Below are 20,126 nucleotides of genomic sequence, written 5' to 3' on the forward strand. Positions count from 1 at the left end.
CGATGACGCCGGTGCCGCGGAAGGGTCGACGCGCCTGGGTGTACGTCGAGGGCGTCGTCCTGCTGTTGGTCTGCGGACTGGTTCTGGCGCTGGTATATCTACAATTTCGCGGGGACTTCACCCCGAAGACCGAGCTGACGATGGTCGCTACCCGGGCGGGCCTGGTGATGGAGCCGGGATCCAAGGTCACCTACAACGGAGTCGAGATCGGCCGGGTCGCCGCCATTTCGGAGATCGAGCGTGACGGCGCCCCGGCCGCCAAGCTGGTGCTGGACGTGAATCCGCGCTACGTCACGCTTATTCCGGCGAACGTCGTGGCCAACATCGAGGCGGCGACGCTGTTCGGCAACAAGTATGTGTCGCTGATCGCGCCGGAAAATGCGTCGCGACAGCGCATCTCGCCGCATGATGTTATCGACGCGCGCTCGGTGACCACCGAATTCAACACGCTGTTCGAGACGGTCACCTCGATATCCGAGAAAGTGAGTCCGATCGAGCTGAACGCGACGTTGTCCGCGCTGGCGCAGGCGCTGGACGGGCTGGGAAGCAGGTTCGGTGAATCCATCGTCAACGGCAACGCCATCCTGGCCCAGCTGAACCCGCGGATGCCTCAAATCCGGTATGAAGTACAGCGATTGGCGGACCTGGCCGACGTCTACACCAAGGCCTCACCGGACTTGTGGGACTTCCTGCACAACGCGGTGACCACCGCACGCACCCTGACCAGGCAACAGGGCGACCTGGACGCCGCGCTGCTGGCGGCGGTGGGCGTCGGTCGCAACGGCGAGGACATCTTCACCCGCGGGGGACCGTACCTTTCCCGCGGCGCCGCGGATCTGGTGCCGACGGCCGACCTGCTAGACACCTACAGCCCCGAACTGTTCTGCATGATCCGCAACTTCCACGACGCCGCTCCGGAAGTCGCGAAAGCGGCTGGCGGCAACGGCTATTCGTTGGCCGCGGCCGGATCGATCATCGGTGCGCCCAATCCCTATGTCTATCCGGATAACCTGCCGCGGGTCAACGCTCACGGCGGCCCCGGCGGCCGGCCCGGCTGCTGGCAGAAGATCACCCGGGACTTGTGGCCCGCCCCGTATCTGGTGATGGACACCGGCGCCAGCCTCGCGCCCTACAACCACTTCGGGCTCGGCCAGCCGCTGGCCACCGAATACGTCTGGGGACGCCAATTCGGGGAGAACACGATCAACCCATGAAAATCACTGGTACAGCAGTAAAACTCGGCGTCTTCTGGTCAGTGCTGGCGATGTTCACCGTGATGATCATCATCGTGTTCGGCCAGGTGCGATTCGATCGCACCACCGGATACTCCGCGGTGTTCACCGACGCGAGCGGGCTACGGGCCGGGCAATTCGTACGCGCGTCGGGGGTGGAAGTCGGCAAGGTCGCCAAGGTGACGTTGACCGACGGCGACACCCGGGTGTTGGTGGAGTTCAACGTGGATCGCTCATTGACCCTGGACCGCGCGACGACCGCGTCGATTCGCTACCTCAACCTCATCGGTGACCGCTACCTGGAGCTCAAACGCGGCGAGAGCGGCCAGCGGCTGGCCCCCGGCGGCGAGATCCCGCTCGAACACACCCAGCCGGCGCTCGACCTCGACGCACTGATCGGCGGGTTCCGGCCGCTGTTCAAGGCGTTGGACCCAAACAAGGTCAACAGCATCGCCCAGTCGATCATCACCGTGTTCCAGGGACAAGGTGCCACGATCAACGACATCCTCGACCAGACCGCGGCACTCACCGGGGCGCTGGCCGACCGCGACAAGGCGATCGGCGAGGTGATCAACAATTTGAGCACGGTGCTGGCCACCACCGTCAAGCACGAGAAGGAGTTCGATCGAACGGTCGACAAGCTGGAATTGCTCATCACCGGATTGAAGAACAGGGCCGATCCGCTGGCCGCGGCCGCCGCACACATCAGCGACGCCGCGGGAACGGTGGCCGGCCTGTTGAGCGAGGACCGGCCACCGCTGCACGACACGCTCGGCCACCTCGAGGGCATCCAGCAGTCGCTGATCAGCGACCTTCCGACGGTTGACGACGTGCTGGGAAAACTCCCGGGCGCGTTCCGCGTAATCGGCCGTGCCGGCGGCATTTACGGCGACTTCTACAACTTCTACCTGTGTGACCTCTCGATCAAGGTCAACGGATTGCAGCCGGGCGGCCCGGTACGCACGATCAAGCTCTTCGGGCAGCCGACCGGAAGGTGCACCCCGCAGTGAGAACCCTGACGGAGTTCAACCGGACGCGTGTCGGTCTGATGGGCGCGCTGGTGACGTTGCTCGTCGTCGGTGTGGGGCAGAGCTTCACCAGCGTGCCGATCCTGTTCGCCACCCCGACCTATTACGCGCAATTCGCCGACACCGGCGGTATCAGCGTCGGCGACAAGGTGGAGATCGCCGGCGTCAACGTCGGTTTGGTGCGCTCGCTGGTGATCAGCGGCGACAAGGTCCTGGTTGGCTTTTCGATGCCCGGCAAGACGATCGGGACGCAAAGCCGCGCCGCGATCCGCACCGACACCTTCCTCGGGCGCAAGAACATGGCGATCCAGCCCCGTGGTTCGGATTCGCTGCGGCCCAACGGAATCATCCCTTCCGGGCAGACCACCACCCCGTATCAGATCTACGACGCGTTCGTCGATGTCACGAAGGCGGCGACGGACTGGAACATCGACGTCGTCAAACGGTCGTTGCACGTCTTGTCGGAGACGTTCGATCAGACCGCCCCGCACCTGAAGGCGGCTCTGGACGGTGTCTCCAAATTCTCCGGCACCATCGGCAATCGGGACGCTCAGATCAAGCAGCTGCTGGCCAACGCCGACAAGATCACTCGCGTACTCGGCGACCGCAGCCAACAGGTCGACAGTTTGTTGGTCGACGCCGACACCCTGCTGGCCGCCTTCCGGCAGCGCAGCCAGGCGCTGAGCATCCTGCTGAGCAACGTGTCAGCGGTGTCGACGCAGGTGTCCGGATTCATCAAGGAAAACCCCAATGCACACCGTGTGCTGCAGCAGCTGGGCACGGTCAGCGACGAGCTGGTCAAGCGGAAGAAGGAACTGTCCGATGTGCTCGTGCTGGTCAGCAGATACACCGCGGCCCTGACCGAAGCCGTCGCGTCCGGTCCGTTCTTCAAGGCGATCGTGGCGAATCTGGTTCCGGCGCAGGTGCTTCAGCCGTGGCTCGACGCGGCGTTCAAGAAGCGGGGCATCGACCCGGAGAACTTCTGGCGCAGCGCCGGGCTGCCGGCATTCCGCTGGCCCGACCCGAACGGCACCCGGTTTCCCAATGGCGCACCCCCGCCGGGCCCGCCGGTGCTGGAGGGCACCCCGGACCATCCGGGACCGGCCGTACCGCCGGGATCGCCCTGTTCGTACACACCGGCGCCCGATAGCCCGCCGCGGCCCGGAAACCCGTTGCCGTGCGCGCTTTCCGACCAGGGCCCGTTCGGCGCCGTCCTCGGCGGCTTTCCGGCGCCGCTGGACGTCGGGGCGTCGCCGCCTAAGCCTGACGGGCTGCCGCCGACCCCCGGTATCCCGAGCGCGGCCCGGCCGGGCGAGGCGCCGCCGGACGTTCCCGGCACCGCGGTGCCGCTTCCGGAGCATGCGCCACCGGGGGCGCGCACCGAGGGCCTTCGCCCGGCCGGTCCGACCCAGGACCGAGGGGGTAGCGACCGATGAGCACCATCTTCGACATCCGCAACCTGCGACTGCCCAACGTGTCCGCGCGGGTACTGGTCGTCGCGGCGCTGGCGGCGGCCTTCGTCTTCATCGCGGCGGTCGCCGGAGTGCAGCTCTACCGAAAACTCACCACCACGACGGTCGTCGCGTACTTCTCCGAGACCCTGGCCCTCTACCCAGGCGATCGAGTTCAGATCATGGGTGTCCGGGTGGGATCGATCGACAAGATCGAGCCGGCCGGCGACAAGATGCGAGTCACGTTGCACTACAACAACAAATACAAAGTGCCCGCCAAGGCCACCGCATCGATTCTCAACCCGAGCCTGGTGGCCTCGCGCACCATCCAGCTGTCCCCGCCCTACACCGGCGGCCCGGTGCTGAAAAACGGCGCGGTCATCCCGATCGAGCGCACTCAGGTGCCCGTCGAGTGGGATCAGTTGCGGGACTCAATCAATGGGATCCTGCGGCAGCTCGGCCCGACACCCCAGCAGCCGGCGGGGCCGTTCGGCGACATCATCGAGTCGGCCGCCGAGAACCTGGCCGGCAAGGGCAAGCAGATCAACGACACCCTGAACAGCTTGTCGCAGGCGCTGACCGCGCTCAACGAGGGCCGGGGGGACTTCGTCGCCATCACCAAAAGCCTGGCGCAGTTCGTCACCGCGCTATACCAGCACAAGCAACAGTTCGTCGCACTCAACGACAACCTGGCTCAGTTCACCGACTGGTTCACCAAGTCCGATCACGACGTGAGCGACACCATCACCCACCTCGACGACGTACTCGATGCAGCCCGAAAGTTCCTGCACGACAACGGCGCCGACCTCACTCACGATGTCGACAACCTCGCTGACGTGACCACCACGATCCTGCAACCCGAGCCGCGAAATGGGCTGGAAACCGCCCTACACGTGCTGCCCACCTTCGCGGGCAACTTCAACAACCTCTACCAGCCCGCCCACAGCTCGCTGGTGGGGTTGTTCGTCTTTCCCAACTTCGCCAACCCGATTCATTTCATCTGCAGTGCGATTCAGGCCGGCAGCCGGCTGGGGTATCAGGACTCGGCCGAGCTGTGCGCACAGTATCTGGCCCCGGTGCTGGACACCATCAAGTTCAACTACCTGCCGGCCAGCCTGAACCCGTTCAACTCCGCGGCCACGCTGCCCAAGGAAGTCGCGTACTCCGAAGACCGGCTGCGCCCGCCGCCCGGATACAAAGACACCACCGTTCCGGGGATCTTCTCGCGCGACACCCCCTTTTCGTACGGCAACCACGAGCCGGGCTGGGTGGTCGCGCCCGGGATGCAGGGCACGCAGGTCCAGCCGGCCACCGCCAACATGCTCACCGCCGAATCGCTCGCCGAGCTGGTGGGCGGTCAGGACATCGCGCTGCCACCGCCGGGGACCAACGCACCCGGCCCGCCCAACGCCTATGACGAGTCGAATCCGCCGTCCCCGCCGTGGTTTCCGCGGCCCGCGCAGCCGGGGCCGGGCCGGTGAGCGCGAGCGGCGTGCCGAGCCGACCGGCGGGGCGGCGGCGCGTCATCGGAGTGGTCCGCCGCGCACTGGCGTTCCTAATGGCCGGGACGATGTTGGCGTCCTGCCATTGGCGGGGCATCGCCGACATGCCGCTCCCGGTCGGCCACGGCACCGGCAGTGACCACATGACCATTTACGTGCAGATGCCAGACACGTTGGCGCTCAACACCAATAGCCGGGTGAGGGTCGCCGACGTGTGGGTCGGCACGGTCCGTGCCATCACCCTGAAGAACTGGATCGCGACTGTTCGGCTGGACCTCGATCCGGGCGTGAAGCTGCCGGCGAATGCAACCGCGAAGATCGGCCAGACCAGCCTGCTGGGCACGCAGCACGTGGAGCTGGCCGCGCCGAAAAACCCGTCCGCGCAGCAACTGAGAAGCGGCGACACGATCCCCTTGAGGAGTTCCTCGGCGTACCCCACCGTCGAACGGACGTTGGCAAGCGTCGCGGTGATCCTCAACGGCGGCGGCATCGCCAACCTCGACGCGATCCAATCCGAGGTCGTCAACATCCTCGACGGCCGCGCCGATCAGATCCGCGAATTCCTCGGTCGGCTGGACACTTTCATCACCGGTTTGAGCCGTCAACGCGACGACCTCACGCGCGCAATCGATTCGAGCAACGAACTCCTGAGGATCTTCGCGAACCGCAAGGACACGCTGGACCGGGTCCTGACCGACATCCCGCCGCTGATCCAGCATTTCGCCGACACCCGAGAACTGTTCGCCGACGCCACCGAATCCCTTGGGCGATTCAGCAGCGCCGCCAACCGGGCGCTGGCCGACACCCGGCCCAACCTCTACCGCAGCCTGCAGTCGCTGCAGCGACCGCTACGCCAACTCGTTCTCGCCTCTCCGTTCATCGCCGGCGCGCTGAAGCTGGGTCTCACGGCGCCGTTCAATATCGACGACGTCTCCCAGGTGATCCGCGGTGACTACGTCAATGTTTCCGGCGCGCTCGACCTGACGCTGTCCACCATCGACAACACGACGCTGACCGGTACGGGATTCTCCGGTGCGCTGCGGGCGCTCGAGCAATCGTGGGGGCGGAATCCGGACACCATGATCCCGGACGTCCGCTACACGCCCAATCCCAATGACGCCCCCGGCGGGCCGCTGGTGGAAAGGGGCGAATGAAAGATGTTGCCCCGCTTGATCAAAACCCAGCTGATGCTTCTGACGGCGGTGGCGGTGGCCGCCGTGGTGGTTCTCGGCTGGTATTACCTTCGGATACCGAGCCTGGTCGGCGTCGGTCGTTACACCCTCTATGCCGAATTGCCCCAGTCCGGGGGCCTGTACCGAACTGCCAACGTCACATACCGGGGAATCACCATCGGCAAGGTCATCCGCGTCGAACCGACCCAGCGCGGCGCGCGCGCGACGATGAGCATCGAGGACGGATACCGCATACCGGCCGACGCATCGGCCAATGTGCATTCGGTCTCGGCGGTGGGTGAGCAATACATCGACCTGGTATCGACCGCCGGCCGGGGTCCGTACCTGGCGAACGGTCAGACGATCAGCAAAAGCACCGTTCCCAGCCAGATCGGTCCCGCGCTGGACGCCGCCAACCGTGGCCTCGTGGTGCTACCCAAAGACAAGATCGCCTCGCTGCTCTACGAGACGTCACAGGCCGTGGGCGGCCTGGGGCCATCCCTGCGACGCCTGGTCGACGCCACCCAGGCGATCGCCCACGACTTCCGGGGGAGTATCGACGATGTCGACGACATCATCGGACGTTCGGCGCCCATCATCGACAGTCAGGCGGATTCCGCTGACACGATTGGTCGTTGGGCCGCCAATCTGAACACGCTGACCGCACAGACCGCGCAGTCCGATCAGGCGGTGCGCAGCATCTTGACCAACGCGGCGCCGACGGCCGCGCAGGTGAACAGCACGTTCGGCGACGTGCGGGAGTCGTTGCCGCAGACCTTGGCCAATCTCGAGGTCGTGATCGACATGCTCAAGCGCTATCACAACGGCGTCGAGCAGGCGTTGGTGTTCTTACCCCAGTCGGGTGCGATCGCTCAGTCGGTGACCGCACAGTTTCCCGGGCAGGCAGCGCTCGGCGTCGGCGCCATCTCGCTCAACCAGCCGCCGCCGTGCCTGACCGGCTTCCTGCCGGCATCGGAGTGGCGGGCTCCCGCGGATACCAGCACCGCCCCGCTCCCGGCAGGCACCTACTGCAAGATCCCGATGGATGCGACGAATGTTGTTCGCGGAGCGCGCAATTACCCATGTGTGGACGTACCGGGAAAGCGGGCGGCGACGCCGCGGGAATGTCGCAGCACCGAACCGTACGTGCCGGCCGGCACCAACCCCTGGTATGGCGACCCGAATCAGATACTGACGTGTCCCGCGCCGGGCGCGCGTTGCGACCAGCCGGTGAAACCGGGGCTGGTGATCCCGGCGCCGTCGGTCAACAACGGCCTCAACCCCGCGCCCGCCGATCAGGTGCCGGGCACACCGCCGCCGAAAAGCGACCCGCTGCAGCGTCCCGGATCGGGCAGCGTCTTGTGCAATGGGCAGCAGCCCAACCCGTGCACCTACACGCCCAACACCCTGCCCACCGCGCTGTACGACGTGCGCAGCGGCAAGGTCGTGGGCCCCGACGGTGTGGTCTATTCCGTTGCGAATTCGACCAACATCGGAGACGAGGGGTGGAAGACGATGCTGGGCTCGGCGGGGTGACGGCGACGGGCGACCAGCGCTAGTTGGTTGTCGGTGGCGGTTGTGGTTGGAACGGTGTGTACCACCACCAGTCGGCGCGCTCGCCGAGAGGCCCACGGCAGGGCGGGACCGCGGGCGCGGGCGAAGTGGGTGGGCGCGCCAGCGATCCCGGGGCCAGTGATCGGCCGGCGTCGTCGGTGACGGTGGGGGCGTGTGCAGGTCCGGTGATGGTGATGGCGCCACGATGGTGCAGCCGGTGGTGGTACGGGCACAGCAGCGCCAGGTTGGACAGTTCGGTGGGGCCGCCGTCTTCCCAGTGCCGCATGTGATGGGCGTGCAGGCCACGCGTGGCCCCACACCCGGGCACCACGCACGTGCGGTCGCGATACTCCAGCGCGCGGCGCAGCCGCCGATTGATCACCCGAGTCGACCGGCCCGCACCGATCACCTCGCCGTGACGTTCGAACCAGATCTCGCAGGTGGCATCACAAGTCAGATAACGCCGCTCGGCCTCGGTCAGCAGCGGACCCAGATGCAGCGCCGCGGCGCGCTGCTCGACATCGAGGTGTACCACCACGGTGGTGTGCTGCCCGTGCGGGCGCCGCGCGGCCTCAGCATCCCAGCCGGCCTCGACCAGCCGCATGAACGCCTCGGCGCTCCCCGGCACCGGCGGCGCGGTGTCCGAAGCGCCGTCGCCGGTGTCGTGATCGTGTTTCCACTCGGCGATCAGCGCATCCCGATGCGACGCCAAGGCGGCGTCGAACTTCGCGGCGTCATGATGGCCAAGTGTGATCCGATAGCGGCTGCCCCACTCGTCGCCGGTCTTGGTGATCGCTGCCTGCTGTTCTGGCCGCGGTGCGGGGTCGGGCCGCGGTTCCAGCGTGACCGCCGTACGCAACTGATTGACTGTGGCGACCGCCGCCAACTGCGCATAGTGCTCGTCAGATCCCTCACCACCGCGCGCCGCGATGACCCCGACCTGATCCAGCGACAACCGACCCTCCCGCAGGCCCTGGACGCAACGCGGGAAGTCCGCCGACCGGCGCGCAACCGTGCTGATCGTGTGGGCGTTCGCCGACGAACAGCCCAACTTCCAGGCCACCAACGCCGGCACCGACCGCGCGCCCGTCATGCCACACAGCCCGTCACGATCGATCTCGGCCACGATCTCCACCATGCGCCCATCAATCGCGTTGCGCTGACCGGCTAACTCCGCCATCTCCTCGAACAGCACCTCAAGACGATCCTTCGGGCGCACTTCGACACTGGCTGCCATCACGGTCGGGGACATAACGACATCATGACAGCCCCCTCCGACAAGTTCGGTCCGCCCGATCCCCGCTAGCGAGTTTCCGAATTCGCCTCTGGCGCACCGTCGTCCTCGTCGTCCGCACGGCCGTGCCGGCGCCAGTTGCGGTACCCGCGATGCGCGGCGAACGCGCCGACGACGGCGGTGACGCACCACACCGCGATCGCCGCGTACGCCAACGGCGATGACCGATTCCCGATCGAGGCGCCCAGCGCGGTGTAGACGAACGCCCGCGGCGCCGACCCGATGAAAGAGCCAACCGCCATCTGCCACACGGGAACGCCGAAGGCGCCGAACGTGTACGAGGCCAACGCATCTGAGATGCCGGGGACGAAGCGCTGCCCGACGACCGCCCACAACCCGTGCCGCTCGATCAGCGCGTCGAAGCGGTCGGCACGTTGGTCCCCGAGCAGGCCCCGGGCGCTGGCCCGGCCGGCTCGCCGGCCGACAAAGCTCGCGACGATCGCGGTGCCCACCGTCGCGCCGAGCGTCACGAAGACGCCCACCAACGGACCGAACAACAACCCGCTGCCCGCGGCCAGAATCGATCCCGGGACGAACAAGGCGCCCAACATCGCCGAGAGCACGACGTAGGTCAGTGGCGCCGCGGGACCGGTCGCCGACACGACGCGCCGGATCTCGTCGATATCGATCACCCGCGCGACAGCCACCAGATAGAAGACCACGGCCAGAAACCCGGCGAACACCGCGAGCCGCACGACGTGAACCCGTCGCGATGTCGGTGGGGGACCGTCACTGTCGTCCATGTCGGCCATGATTGTTCCGCACCGCCTCGCGCTGGACGCACCCGGCTGTTTCCAACTCGGCCCGGTGCGGACGTCATCACCGTAGAGTGCCGCATATGGGAAAGCGGATTGTCATCTGCTTTGACGGCACCGCCAACCAAATCGGGGCCGGCAATCTCACTAATGTCGCCAAGATCTTCGAGATGGTTCAGAAGGACGATCCCGCCAGCCAGCTCGCTTACTACGACCCCGGTGTCGGCACACTGGCGCCTCCGTCGGCGCATTGGCGTGTCACTCGCACCCTGTCTCTATTGTTCGAGCAGGCATTCGGCATCGGCCTGAAAGACAATGTTGCGCAGGCCTACCGGTATCTGATGCAGCATTGGCGTCCCGGGGACGCGGTCTATATTTTCGGCTTCAGCCGCGGCTCGTACACGGCGCGCGCGCTGGCAGGCATGTTGGTGAGGCCTGGACTCATGCGGCCCGGTTCGGAGAACTTGCTCGGCTATGCGATCGAAAAGTACGCGATCAATGGGAAATTCACTAAGGATCAGCATGCCGAATGGGACGAGTTCGGCCGCGCCTTCTGCTGGCGCACCGATCGCGAGCCACAGTTCTCGATGGTGCATCAACGCGACCCGGAGCAGTTGTCGCACTACGCGGTGCCGGTCGCATACCTGGGGCTGTGGGACACAGTAAAAGCGGCCGGCTTCATGGGGTTCGGCTCGCTGGAGTGGCCCTACACCCGCGCGCTGCCCAATGTGGCGCGGATTCGCCACGCCGTGTCGATCGACGAACGTCGCCGTCCCTATCGCGAATACCTCGTCGAACGGCATCCGGTGGGACTTCAGGAGCGCTGGTTCGCCGGCGTGCACGCCGACGTCGGCGGCACGTTCATGCCCGACCACCGGCTTGCCACGATCGCCCTGAAATGGGTCACCGACGGAATCGTCGGCGAGCTGGCGCTCGATGCCGCTGCCTACCGGCGGCAGTGTGTGGTGGCGGAGGACTTCGCGGACGCACCGCTGCACGACAACGGCAGATTGTGGTACCTGCTCGGCCGCCGGCGCCGGCCGATGGGCCCCGACGCGCTGGTGCATCCCAGCGTTCTGCTGCGCCGCCGCGACAACCCAAGTTACCTACCGGATCTCAGCGCCGAGCAGCAGCGGCTCAGCGCCGACCCGGCAGACTGGATCTCTCTCGCGTTGTGAAGGAGCAACCGTCATGGCCCTGAGTTCGCTGACCGAACTGGACAAGTTCAAAGCGGCGCCGTTTCCGCCCGGCTATCCCGATACCACGCGAACCTTCTACAGTCCCGTCGACCAGGTGCACGAGGCACTCAAGGCCTTGTTGACGTCGGCCAGCAAGAGCATCATCGTGGCGATGTACGGATTCGACGACGCGGAGCTCAACGCGGTGCTGCAGTCCGCGTTGAACGACGAAAAGGTCTATGTACAAATGAGTCTCGACTCGACACAAGCCGCGGGAGCCGCCGAGCGTCCGCTGCTGGCCCCGTGGCTCAACGACAAGATCGGCAATAGCATCGCAATCGGGCACAGCGAGAAGTCGGCGATCATGCATCTGAAGATGGTTATCATCGACGGCGTCGACGTCATCACCGGGTCGACCAACTGGTCCACGGGCGGGGAATCCAAGCAGGACAACCAACTCACCGTGATCCGCGATCCGTACGTGTGCGCGGAGGCGCGCTCACGCATCGACATCATCCACGACAGCATGCTCAAGCAGATGGCCGCGAAGGCCCGAACCGCTAGCGCCCCTACCGCGGGCTGAACGACCGCAGACGCCGCCGCATTCCGGTGGCCCGCACCGCCCGGCGTTGGATCGCCGCCCGGATCGACGCCTCGGGCCCGGCCACCCGCACCTTGGTCTTCGCCCGGGTCACCGCCGTGTAGAACAATTCTCGCGTCAGCAGACGCGAATCTTCCGGCGGTATCAGCACCGTCACCTCGTCGGCCTGGCTGCCCTGGCTCTTGTGGATGGTCATGGCATGCATCGTCTCCACCTCGCCGAGGCGGCTGGTCGCGAAGTCCAGCGGCCCGGTGGCGCCGGCGACGACGGCGCGCAGACCGTCCGCGGCGGCCACCGTCACGCCGGTGTCGCCGTTGTAGAGGCGCAGCCCGTAGTCGTTCGCCGTCACCAGCAAGGGTCGACCGGCATACCACTGCGACCAGGCAGGCTGGCCGGTCGCTTCGGCAATCCACTTGTGCACCTGCGTGTTCCAGTGCGCCGCCCCGTAGGGTCCCGCGCGGTGGGCGCACAACAGCCGATGCTCGTCCAGCGTCGCCAACGCCTCCACCGCCGCGCCCAGCAGGGCGGCCGAGCGCAGCCGCAGCGCGTGAGCGACCAGCACCTCGCGCAGCCGCTCGGCCGGGCGCTCGGAGTCGACCCACTCGATGTGTTCGCCGCCGGCCGCCAGCAACTGCACGACATGGTCCGCGTAGCCGACCCGGATCGCCTCGGCCAGGGCGCCGATCGACGTGCCGTATCGGTGCGGGGTGTGCAGGGCCGCGACCCGCACGTCATCGCGGGCGGCCAGCCCGTCCACCAGATCGGCCAGCACGGCACCGGCTTCGACCGAGGCCAACTGGTCGGGGTCGCCGACCAGAATCAGCCGGGTGTTCGGCCGGACCGCCTCGACCAGCCGGGCCATCATCGTCAACGACACCATCGACGTCTCGTCGACCACGATGACGTCGTGCGGTAGTCGATTACCGCGATTGTGCTTGAAGCGCACCGAGGTGTCCGGCCGGGGACCCAGGAGTCGATGCAGCGTGGTTCCGGCCAGGCCGGTCAGCCGCGCCCTGTCCGCCGCGGCGAGCTCCTCGCTCCCCGCGGCCACCGCCTCGGCCAGCCGCGCCGCCGCCTTGCCGGTCGGCGCGGCCAGCGCAATCCGCGGTCGCGGCAGACCGGCACGCTCCGCCTGTTCGACCAGCAGGGCGAGCAGGCGGGCGACCGTGGTGGTCTTGCCGGTGCCGGGCCCGCCCGTCAACACCGTCAGCGCCTGCGTGACCGCGACCTCGGCGGCCGCCCGCTGTTCCTCGTAGCCGGGACCGAAAAGCCTTTCGTAGCTGGTCGATTCGACGGCCGACGGGGTCACCGACAGGGCCAGCAGATCGGTGCACACCTGCTCCTCCTCGAGCCAGTACCTGTCGAAATACAGCAGGTCGCCGAACAATCGCAGCACGGGCGGCGACCCGAGCAATGCGCTCGCCCGCACTGTCGCGATCCAATCGTCGGCGTCGGGCCAGGGCAGGTCGGCCTCCTCGATCTGGGCGTGCACCGCGCGCAGATCGACGCAGACCGAACCACCCCGCAGCGCGCGCACCACCACAGCGACCGCGAGCGCCACCCGCTCATCGGATTCGCCGGTCAGCGCGGTAAGCCGTTGCGCCACATGGATATCGGCGGGCTCGAATACGCCGGCGTCGCTGAAGGTGCGCAGCAGCCCGGTCGCGGACATGACCTCCACCGTCACGCGGCCACCCCCTGGGCATCGAGCAGGTCCGACAGGGCCGCGATCAACGGCCACGGCGGGCGCCAGTCGAAGACGCCCGCCGGGTGGCCCTCGAGCACGGGCGTGTCTGCGCCGCACATTCCCCGCACGAAGAGGTAGAGGACGCCGCCGAGATGCCGGCCCGGATCGTAATCGCTCAACCGCCACCGCAAAAACCTATGCAGCACGGCGCAATACAGCAGGGCCTGCAGCGGATAGTCCGAGTGCAACATCGCCTCGGCCATCCGTGACCGGTCGTAGTCGGCGGCGGTGAGCGGTCGTTCGGGGTCTCCGAGCCGGTTGGTCTTGTAATCCACCACCACGAAGCGGTGGCCAGATCCGTCGGGGACGCGGAGCACGGCGTCGATCGACCCGGTGAGGTATCCCCGCAGCGACTGATCGCCGAGGCCGGGTTCGGCCAGCCGGTCGGCATACGACGCCAGCACATCGTCGCCCGGCAGGTGGGCGCGCAGCAGCGGCGCCAGATCCGCGAGCCGGACCTCCGGTGCCGTCGAGCGGCGGTCACCGCCCGCCAGGGGAAGCTCAAAGTCCAGTTCGCGCAACCGGTCCGGCAAACCGATCTGGCGCAGCGTCCTGCCACCCGTCAACGGGCCCAGCGGCGTATCGTGCATCGGCACCATCGCCGCCGCCAGCTCCTCGGGGGCCGCGGCGACCGGCCACCACGCCGAGTGCGCCCGGATCTGCGCCTCGAGTTCGGCGGCCAGGTCCGCGGCCAACGGGTCGGCCGTCTCCAGCACGGCGTGCACCAGGGTGCCGAACGTGGCGCCCGCCGGCAGGTCGGCCATCGGCGAGGCCACGTCGGGCCCGGCCGCCGCCGACACCAAGGGGATGTCGGCGACTTCGTCGTCGAGTTCGCCGATTTCGGGTTCGCTGCTCACCCCGCTGGCCTGCGCCGCCCGGATCAAACCGGAATACGAGGTGCGCCGCCAGCCGGTGTCGATGGCGCGGTGGAAATGCCGGTTCGCCAGGCGTTCAACCATCGGCTCGGCGGGCAGCGACGGGGCAGGCGCCACCACCGATTCCTCGATCACCGGCCCGCCCGCCGCCTCCCACTCCCGCAGCCGGGCTACCGCGTCGTCGTCGGAGATCCGGGCGGGCTCGCATCGGTCCGGCACCACCGGTTCGCCGGGCCGGCGACCGCGCAGCAGCCGCGACAGCCCACCGTGGGGTTCGTAGTACGCCGGCGACCACCACGCCACCACCTGGGACTGGGCCCTGGTCAGCGCGACGTAGGTCAACCGGCTGTCGTCGCTGGCGTCCTCCTTACGCCCCAGCCGCTCATCGGCTTTGAAGTCGGGGCTGTCCTTGCCGCCGACGTGCAGGCAGCGCGTGCCGTCCTCGTCGTGGAACAGCACCACGTCGCTGTCCTGGGTGTTGCGGTTGAACGCGAACGGCAGATACACGATGGGGTACTGCAGGCCCTTGCTGACGAAGACGGTCATGACCTGCACGGCAGCGGCGTCGCTGTCGAGCCGGCGATTGCGTTCCGGCGCGCCGCCGCGCTCGTCACGCTGCCGGCGCAGCCAATCGCGCAGCGCGGGCAGGCTGTAGTGGTTGCGGTGCGCGACGTCCTGCAGCAGCTGGGTGAGGTGCGCCAGGTCGGTCATGTGCCGCTCACCGCCCCGCCAGGCGAGCACGCGGTTGCCCATGCCCAGCAATTGAGCGGCCTCGAAGATTGCCGCCACCCCGCGCTCGCGGGCGTGACCGGCCCACTCCCGCAGGGTTTTCGCGACCCGGTCCGTGAGAGCGTCGCCGCCGGCGGCCAGCGATTCGGCGGTCTCGCCGAAGAACATCGTCGCGGCGGCCGCCCGCACCATCCCGGGCCGGTGCGGTTGGTCGAAGGCCTCCAGCAGGCACAGCCAATCCTCGGCGGCCTCGGAGGTGAACACGTCGGAGTTGCCCGTGTACACCGCCGGCACACCCGCCGCACAGAGCGCCTTGAAGCACGCGTGCGCGTCGCGGTGCTTCTCCACGATCACGGCGATGTCGCGGGCCTGCAGTGGTCTGCCGTCGAACGTCGCCCCGCCGGCCAGCAGCGCCCGGATGTCCGACGCGAGATCGGCGCCGATGTGCTCGCGCACCTCGTCGATCGGCAGGTTCTGAACACCGCGACGCCCCAACGTCTTTCGCGCGACCACGCGCAGCCGGAACGGATCGTTGTGCGGTGCGCCGGCGAGCCGATGACCGCGGTGCTGCGCGTCCACGTCGTTCACCACGATCGCGGGGTCGCCCAGTTGGGCGCCGCGCAGCACCACCTGCAGCCGCTGCAGCAACGCGGAGTCGCTGCGCCAGTTCGTGTCCAGCGTCCTGCGCTCGCCCGCCGACTGGGCCGCCCGCAGATAGGTCACGATGTCACCGCCGCGAAACGCGTAGATCGCCTGCTTCGGATCACCGATGAGGATCAGGGTGGAACGGCCGCTGAAGGCCCGGTCGATCACCTGCCACTGCACCGGGTCGGTGTCCTGGAACTCGTCGACCATGACGATGGGCCAGCGTTGGTGCATGCGCAGCCGGGCGGGGGAGTCGTCGGTGGCCAGCGCGTCGGCGAGCCGGATCAGCAGGTCGTCATAGCCGAGGACGCCAAGCCGGCGCTTGCGCGTATCAAGCTCGGCCAGAACATCTTTGGCGAACTTCACACTGGCGGCGGCCCGCGAATCGGGATCCGGGTCGCGCGGCCGCAGCTCGGTCGACGGATTGTTCACGACCGCGCGTGCCAGTCGCAGCGCCTCGCGGTAGTGCAGCGCCGGGTCGTCGCGCTCCTGGCCGAAGTGCGCCAGGTACAGGTCGTCGACGATCTCGGTCACCAGGTCGTCGAGGCTGTCGAGCAGTGTCACGCTGGCCGCCGTGTCGCCGGCCACGCCGAGCGAGCGCAGCACCAGTTGGCAGAACTGGTGGGTCGTGGCGATCGTCGCCGCATCGAAGCCGGCCAGCGCGTCGCGAAGGCGCTGTCGGCGCGCCGCGCGCTGCTCGTCGGTGCCGTCCAGCAGGTGGGCAACCACCTGGTTGTCGCCGACGGTCGACGGATCGGCGAAAGCCTTTACGGCATCGACCATTTGGCAGCGGACGCGTTCGCGTAGCTCCTGGCTGGCGGCGCGGCCGAACGTGATGAGCAGCATCTGGTCCAGTGTCGCGGCCCCGTCGGCGATGTACCGCGTGACCAGACCGGCCAACGCGAAAGTCTTCCCGGTTCCCGCGCTGGCCTCCAGCACGGTGGTGGAGCGTTCGGCCGGAAGCGCACCCAGCAGGTCGAAGCGCTGCATCACGTGGGCTTCCTCTCGGCGCGCAGCATCGGCAGCCAGACCCGCGCGGCGTAGGCACCGAGCCGGTTGTCCTCGCCGTCGCACTCCTCGCCCGGGCGCACGGGCGCCATCAGCTCGTCCAGCGCCGCGCCCTTGCCCCACGCCCGCGCGTGAGCGGGGGCCTGATCCTCGCCCGGGACGCGGTCGGTGGATCTCCATCGGTACCGCGCCTCGGTCACCGGGTCGTCGCCGCCATACCGGGCGGCCGCCCAGGCATAGGATGTCTTGATGGGCAACGGGATTGGCTCACGCCGGCCTGCGTCGTAGATAGTCACCAGCTCGCGCAGCACCTCGACGGACTGCGCACGGTCGCGCGGCGGGCCCAGCCCCTCGACCCGGGTGCCGGCGCCCCTGCGCATGCGGCCCACACACACCGCCGACCAGTCCCGGTCGGGATCATGGGCGGCCAAGGCCAGCAAGGAAATCCATGATTCGAGCAGATGTTTGCCGTCGAGGCGCGAATACGTCACCGATACCGTGCGATCGCCGTACACCGGCGACACCGTGCCGGTCAGCCGCCGCCCGCCGCCCACGTCGATGTCGACATCGTATGCGGCGCCGTGATCGTGCCCTTGCCTATGGCCCAGCGCCTCGCGCGCCAACAGCGCTGCCTGGTCGCGGATCTCGGTGACCTTGCGCCAGCCCAGCTGGCCCGGCGGCAGCGTGCCGCGCCGCCACTCGGCCTGCCGCGCGTCGTCCGGAGTCATTGCACGCAGCATGTCGCCCAGCATCCGGTCGCCGACCGTCCATTCTTCGAGGCCGTCGATGTCGACCGGCATCGCGTCCTGCACGCCGTCGACGTCATAGGGCAGCGTGAATTCCAGCGCGCGGAAGAAGCCCTTCACCGGGTCTTTGAAGAAGGCGACCAGGTCGGCGAGGATGACGTCGGCGGCCGGCGGTGCCGGCAAGGGCGCGGAGATGAATCTCGGGCGTTCGCGGTGCTCGCCGGTGGCCGCGCGCGCCGCACGCAGCACCGTGGGGTCGAAACTGAACGGCTCGTCGCCGGCCAGGGCGCCGGGAATGACATTGCGAATGTCATACGGCTGCAACGGATGCTCGACGACGATGTGGGCACGCACCTTGGTCGGGGTGGTGACGTCGAGGCTGTCCAGGAGTTCGGCCAGCGGCACCGCCGGTGGACGCGGCTGGCCCGAATATTCGTTGGCGCCGGTGTAGGTGATCACCAGTTTCTCGGTGGCCGCGCCGATCGCGTCGAGCAGCAATTGCCGGTCCTCCGAACGGATGTCGCGCTCGCCGGTCATCGGGCACCGGGCCAGCGCGTCGTCGCCGTCGACGACGCCGAGCCGTGGGAACAGCCCGTCGTCCAGCCCGACCAGGCACACCACCCGGTGCGGCACCGAGCGCATCGGCACCATGGTGCACACCGTCAGGGTGCCGGTGCGGAAGTTGGCCCGCGTCGGTCGACCGGCCAGGCGGTGGCTGAGCAGCGCGCGAATGTCGGGAAGCCGCAGCGCGGTTCCGGCCCGGGGTCCGGCCTGGGCAACCGTCTGGGCGAACTCGCGTTGCATCTGACCGGTCTGCCATGCGTCCGCATCGCGGACGTGCGTCAGCAGCGCGATGCCCTCGGTGAGGCAGTCCAGCCACTCGGTCAGCGGGCGGGTTCCGGAAAGCGAGTCGAGGACGTGCTGCAGCCGTGCGACGAATTCGGCGAAATGGCCGGCCAATTGGACGCGGTTGCTGCTGACGTCGTCCAGCGGCAGCGTCGCGTCGATCCATGCGTTCGAATCGTCGGACATCGCGACGCCGGCCAGTATCCGGTCGATGCCGAAACGCCATGTGTTGTGCACGAAGTCGACGTGGTAGGGCCGCCGATGCTCCTGGTCCAGCCCCCAGCGGATGTTCGCCTGCCGGACCCAGCGGGTGATGGCCTCTAGGTCGTCATCGGTGAAGCCGAACCGGGCCCGCACCGGCGGGGACTGGGCCAGGTCGAGCACCTCGCTGGCCGTCACCCGTCCGGCCGCCAGGGCCAGCAGTTGCGCGGCCACGCCGAGCAGGGGATTGGTCTGGATCGGGGAGCGGTCGGCCAGCCGGACTCGCAGCTGGTGGGCGGGATGGGCGCCGTGCACCACGTCGCCCAGGCCGAAGTCGGCCATGATCAGCGGCGCGTAGGTCTCGATGTCCGGGCACATCACCAGGATGTCGCGCGGCTGAAGCGTCGGGTCGTCCTGCAACAGGCCGAGCAGCACCTCGCGCAGCACATCGACCTGGCGGGCCGGGCCGTGGCAGTTGTGAATCTGCACCGATCGGTCGTCGGCTCGCATCGTGCGGCCAAGTGGGCGAACGGCATTGGCGGCGATGTCGGACTGCAACCAGCCGAGCAGCGTGTCCGGGCGCACGTCGCCGGACAGATAGTCGTCGGTCACCGGATCCGCCGGCAGGCTGCGTTGCAGCTCCCGCAGGTCTCGTCCCAGGGTCGCGAGCAGCGGGTGGGACACCGCGCGGTGGCTGACGTCCTCGCGCCGGCGGATCGCGCCCTGGCTGCCGGCCAGTGCGCGCCACAGCTCCTCGCTCGGGTGCGGTAGCCACAGATGCAGGTCGTGGTGGGCGGCCACCGCGTCCAGCAGCTCGACGTCGGTGCGGGTCAGGCGGGTGTGCCCGAACAGCGACAGCCGAGGGGGTAGCTCGCCGGGCGCCTCGCGCAGCCGCGCGATGGCCTTGGCGTGCCGGATGTGTGGGGGGTCGGCGGCGACCCGCGCCACCAGCGCTTGCCACAGCTCGGGCTGCCAGCGCAGGTCCTCGTCGAGCTCGCCGGGGTCGCCGTTGCCCCAGTCGACGAGCAGTTGCGGGCGCTGGCGCGCGTAGGAGTCGAACAGGCCGGCCAGCCTGCGTGCCACCTCGTAGCGGCGGCCCCGGCGCAGCTCGGCCTCCGCGCCGGTGTGGAAGTGGCCGACATGCATGGCCAGCGTGCGGCACCACGGTTCGTCCAGCGAGCAGTCGATCGCCTCGAGCAGCGGCCAGGCCATGGCGTCCGGCGACCAGGGATCATTGTCGGCCGTGCCGGTGAGTTCGGCGATCAACGAGCCCGGACTGCGGAACGCCACCCCGGCGCACACCCCGTCACCGCCACGCGCACCCAGCACGTGCGACAACCGCTGACTCAGCCAGCGTTCCACCCCGCGCGCCGGCACGACGACGAGTTCGGTGGCGAACGGGTCGGGCAGCGGGTTGGCCAGCAGGGCGCCGAGACCGTCGGCCAGCAGATCCGTGCGCTCGGCGCGGTGAAGATGAAGCGGCATTGCGCTGTCACGATAAACCCCGACACCGACGAGAGTGGGCGCTTAGGGCGCGGCATCCGTGGGAATCGGTGCCATGC

The 20,126-nt window shown here is 68.2% G+C and carries 13 protein-coding genes; 8 read left to right on the forward strand and 5 right to left on the reverse strand.

What is annotated here, in order from left to right:
• Window positions 1-2 precede the first annotated feature (2 nt).
• The 6 genes from AC5Y30_RS10935 to AC5Y30_RS10960 all read left to right on the forward strand — a co-directional run bounded on the left by AC5Y30_RS10935 (window position 3) and on the right by AC5Y30_RS10960 (window position 7,921).
• The gene (locus tag AC5Y30_RS10935) at window positions 3-1,214 is read left to right on the forward strand and encodes an MCE family protein (protein WP_499918146.1); all 1,212 of its coding nucleotides are present in this window, start codon (window positions 3-5) and stop codon (window positions 1,212-1,214) included.
• Window positions 1,211-2,242 carry an MCE family protein gene (locus tag AC5Y30_RS10940; protein WP_499918147.1) on the forward strand — a complete coding sequence of 344 codons (1,032 nt, stop codon included), beginning with the start codon at window positions 1,211-1,213 and terminating at the stop codon, window positions 2,240-2,242. The genes AC5Y30_RS10935 and AC5Y30_RS10940 overlap by 4 nt, the downstream gene beginning before the upstream one ends.
• The gene (locus tag AC5Y30_RS10945) at window positions 2,239-3,696 is read left to right on the forward strand and encodes a virulence factor Mce family protein (RefSeq protein ID WP_499918148.1); all 1,458 of its coding nucleotides are present in this window, start codon (window positions 2,239-2,241) and stop codon (window positions 3,694-3,696) included. Before AC5Y30_RS10940 ends, AC5Y30_RS10945 begins: the two co-directional genes overlap by 4 nt.
• A complete protein-coding gene (locus tag AC5Y30_RS10950) occupies window positions 3,693-5,192 on the forward strand; it encodes a virulence factor Mce family protein (protein ID WP_499918149.1) in 1,500 nt (499 codons plus the stop codon). The genes AC5Y30_RS10945 and AC5Y30_RS10950 overlap by 4 nt, the downstream gene beginning before the upstream one ends.
• A gap of 77 nt (window positions 5,193-5,269) precedes the next feature.
• Window positions 5,270-6,367 (forward strand): virulence factor Mce family protein, encoded by a 1,098-nt coding sequence (locus AC5Y30_RS10955; RefSeq protein WP_499918263.1) that lies wholly within the window; start codon window positions 5,270-5,272, stop codon window positions 6,365-6,367.
• 3 nt (window positions 6,368-6,370) lie between these two features.
• On the forward strand, window positions 6,371-7,921 hold the full coding sequence (locus AC5Y30_RS10960) for an MCE family protein (RefSeq protein ID WP_499918150.1): 1,551 nt from the start codon (window positions 6,371-6,373) through the stop codon (window positions 7,919-7,921).
• A gap of 19 nt (window positions 7,922-7,940) precedes the next feature.
• Here AC5Y30_RS10960 and AC5Y30_RS10965 read toward each other — a convergent pair whose 3' ends face one another.
• Both AC5Y30_RS10965 and AC5Y30_RS10970 read right to left on the reverse strand, forming a co-directional pair.
• A complete protein-coding gene (locus AC5Y30_RS10965; RefSeq protein ID WP_499918151.1) occupies window positions 7,941-9,191 on the reverse strand; it encodes an HNH endonuclease signature motif containing protein in 1,251 nt (416 codons plus the stop codon).
• Window positions 9,192-9,241: 50 nt separating this feature from the next.
• Window positions 9,242-9,976, reverse strand: a complete 735-nt coding sequence (locus AC5Y30_RS10970) for a TVP38/TMEM64 family protein (protein WP_499918153.1) — start codon at window positions 9,974-9,976, stop codon at window positions 9,242-9,244.
• Window positions 9,977-10,071: 95 nt separating this feature from the next.
• Here AC5Y30_RS10970 and AC5Y30_RS10975 point away from each other — a divergent pair, with 95 nt between their 5' ends.
• Together AC5Y30_RS10975 and AC5Y30_RS10980 are read left to right on the forward strand one after the other, a co-directional pair.
• A complete protein-coding gene (locus tag AC5Y30_RS10975; RefSeq protein ID WP_499918154.1) occupies window positions 10,072-11,166 on the forward strand; it encodes a T6SS phospholipase effector Tle1-like catalytic domain-containing protein in 1,095 nt (364 codons plus the stop codon).
• Between the two features lie 13 nt (window positions 11,167-11,179).
• Window positions 11,180-11,749, forward strand: a complete 570-nt coding sequence (locus tag AC5Y30_RS10980) for a phospholipase D-like domain-containing protein (protein WP_499918155.1) — start codon at window positions 11,180-11,182, stop codon at window positions 11,747-11,749.
• Here AC5Y30_RS10980 and recD read toward each other — a convergent pair.
• From recD to recC, 3 genes are read right to left on the reverse strand one after another with little or no spacing between them, the layout of a single operon-like run.
• Complete coding sequence (recD, locus tag AC5Y30_RS10985; RefSeq protein ID WP_499918264.1) at window positions 11,736-13,439, reverse strand: exodeoxyribonuclease V subunit alpha; 1,704 nt, start codon at window positions 13,437-13,439, stop codon at window positions 11,736-11,738. The two genes, AC5Y30_RS10980 and recD, sit on opposite strands and share 14 nt — an antisense overlap.
• Window positions 13,440-13,450: 11 nt before the next feature.
• Window positions 13,451-16,753, reverse strand: a complete 3,303-nt coding sequence (gene recB / locus AC5Y30_RS10990; RefSeq protein ID WP_499918265.1) for an exodeoxyribonuclease V subunit beta — start codon at window positions 16,751-16,753, stop codon at window positions 13,451-13,453.
• Entirely contained in the window at window positions 16,753-20,049 is a 3,297-nt protein-coding gene (recC, locus tag AC5Y30_RS10995; protein ID WP_499918156.1) for an exodeoxyribonuclease V subunit gamma, read from the reverse strand. Before recC ends, recB begins: the two co-directional genes overlap by 1 nt.
• Window positions 20,050-20,126: the final 77 nt, after the last annotated feature.

Source organism: Mycobacterium sp. NGS27 (genome assembly GCF_059813005.1).

Coding starts and splice junctions, on each gene's coding strand:
- recC (WP_499918156.1), bottom strand. CDS start 20,049: ATGCCGCTTCATCTTCACCGCGCCGAGCGCACGGATCTGCTGGCCGAC.
- AC5Y30_RS10955 (WP_499918263.1), top strand. CDS start 5,270: ATGGCCGGGACGATGTTGGCGTCCTGCCATTGGCGGGGCATCGCCGAC.
- AC5Y30_RS10980 (WP_499918155.1), top strand. CDS start 11,180: ATGGCCCTGAGTTCGCTGACCGAACTGGACAAGTTCAAAGCGGCGCCG.
- AC5Y30_RS10935 (WP_499918146.1), top strand. CDS start 3: ATGACGCCGGTGCCGCGGAAGGGTCGACGCGCCTGGGTGTACGTCGAG.
- recD (WP_499918264.1), bottom strand. CDS start 13,439: ATGTCCGCGACCGGGCTGCTGCGCACCTTCAGCGACGCCGGCGTATTC.
- recB (WP_499918265.1), bottom strand. CDS start 16,753: ATGCAGCGCTTCGACCTGCTGGGTGCGCTTCCGGCCGAACGCTCCACC.
- AC5Y30_RS10965 (WP_499918151.1), bottom strand. CDS start 9,191: ATGTCCCCGACCGTGATGGCAGCCAGTGTCGAAGTGCGCCCGAAGGAT.
- AC5Y30_RS10960 (WP_499918150.1), top strand. CDS start 6,371: ATGTTGCCCCGCTTGATCAAAACCCAGCTGATGCTTCTGACGGCGGTG.
- AC5Y30_RS10940 (WP_499918147.1), top strand. CDS start 1,211: ATGAAAATCACTGGTACAGCAGTAAAACTCGGCGTCTTCTGGTCAGTG.
- AC5Y30_RS10970 (WP_499918153.1), bottom strand. CDS start 9,976: ATGGACGACAGTGACGGTCCCCCACCGACATCGCGACGGGTTCACGTC.
- AC5Y30_RS10975 (WP_499918154.1), top strand. CDS start 10,072: ATGGGAAAGCGGATTGTCATCTGCTTTGACGGCACCGCCAACCAAATC.
- AC5Y30_RS10950 (WP_499918149.1), top strand. CDS start 3,693: ATGAGCACCATCTTCGACATCCGCAACCTGCGACTGCCCAACGTGTCC.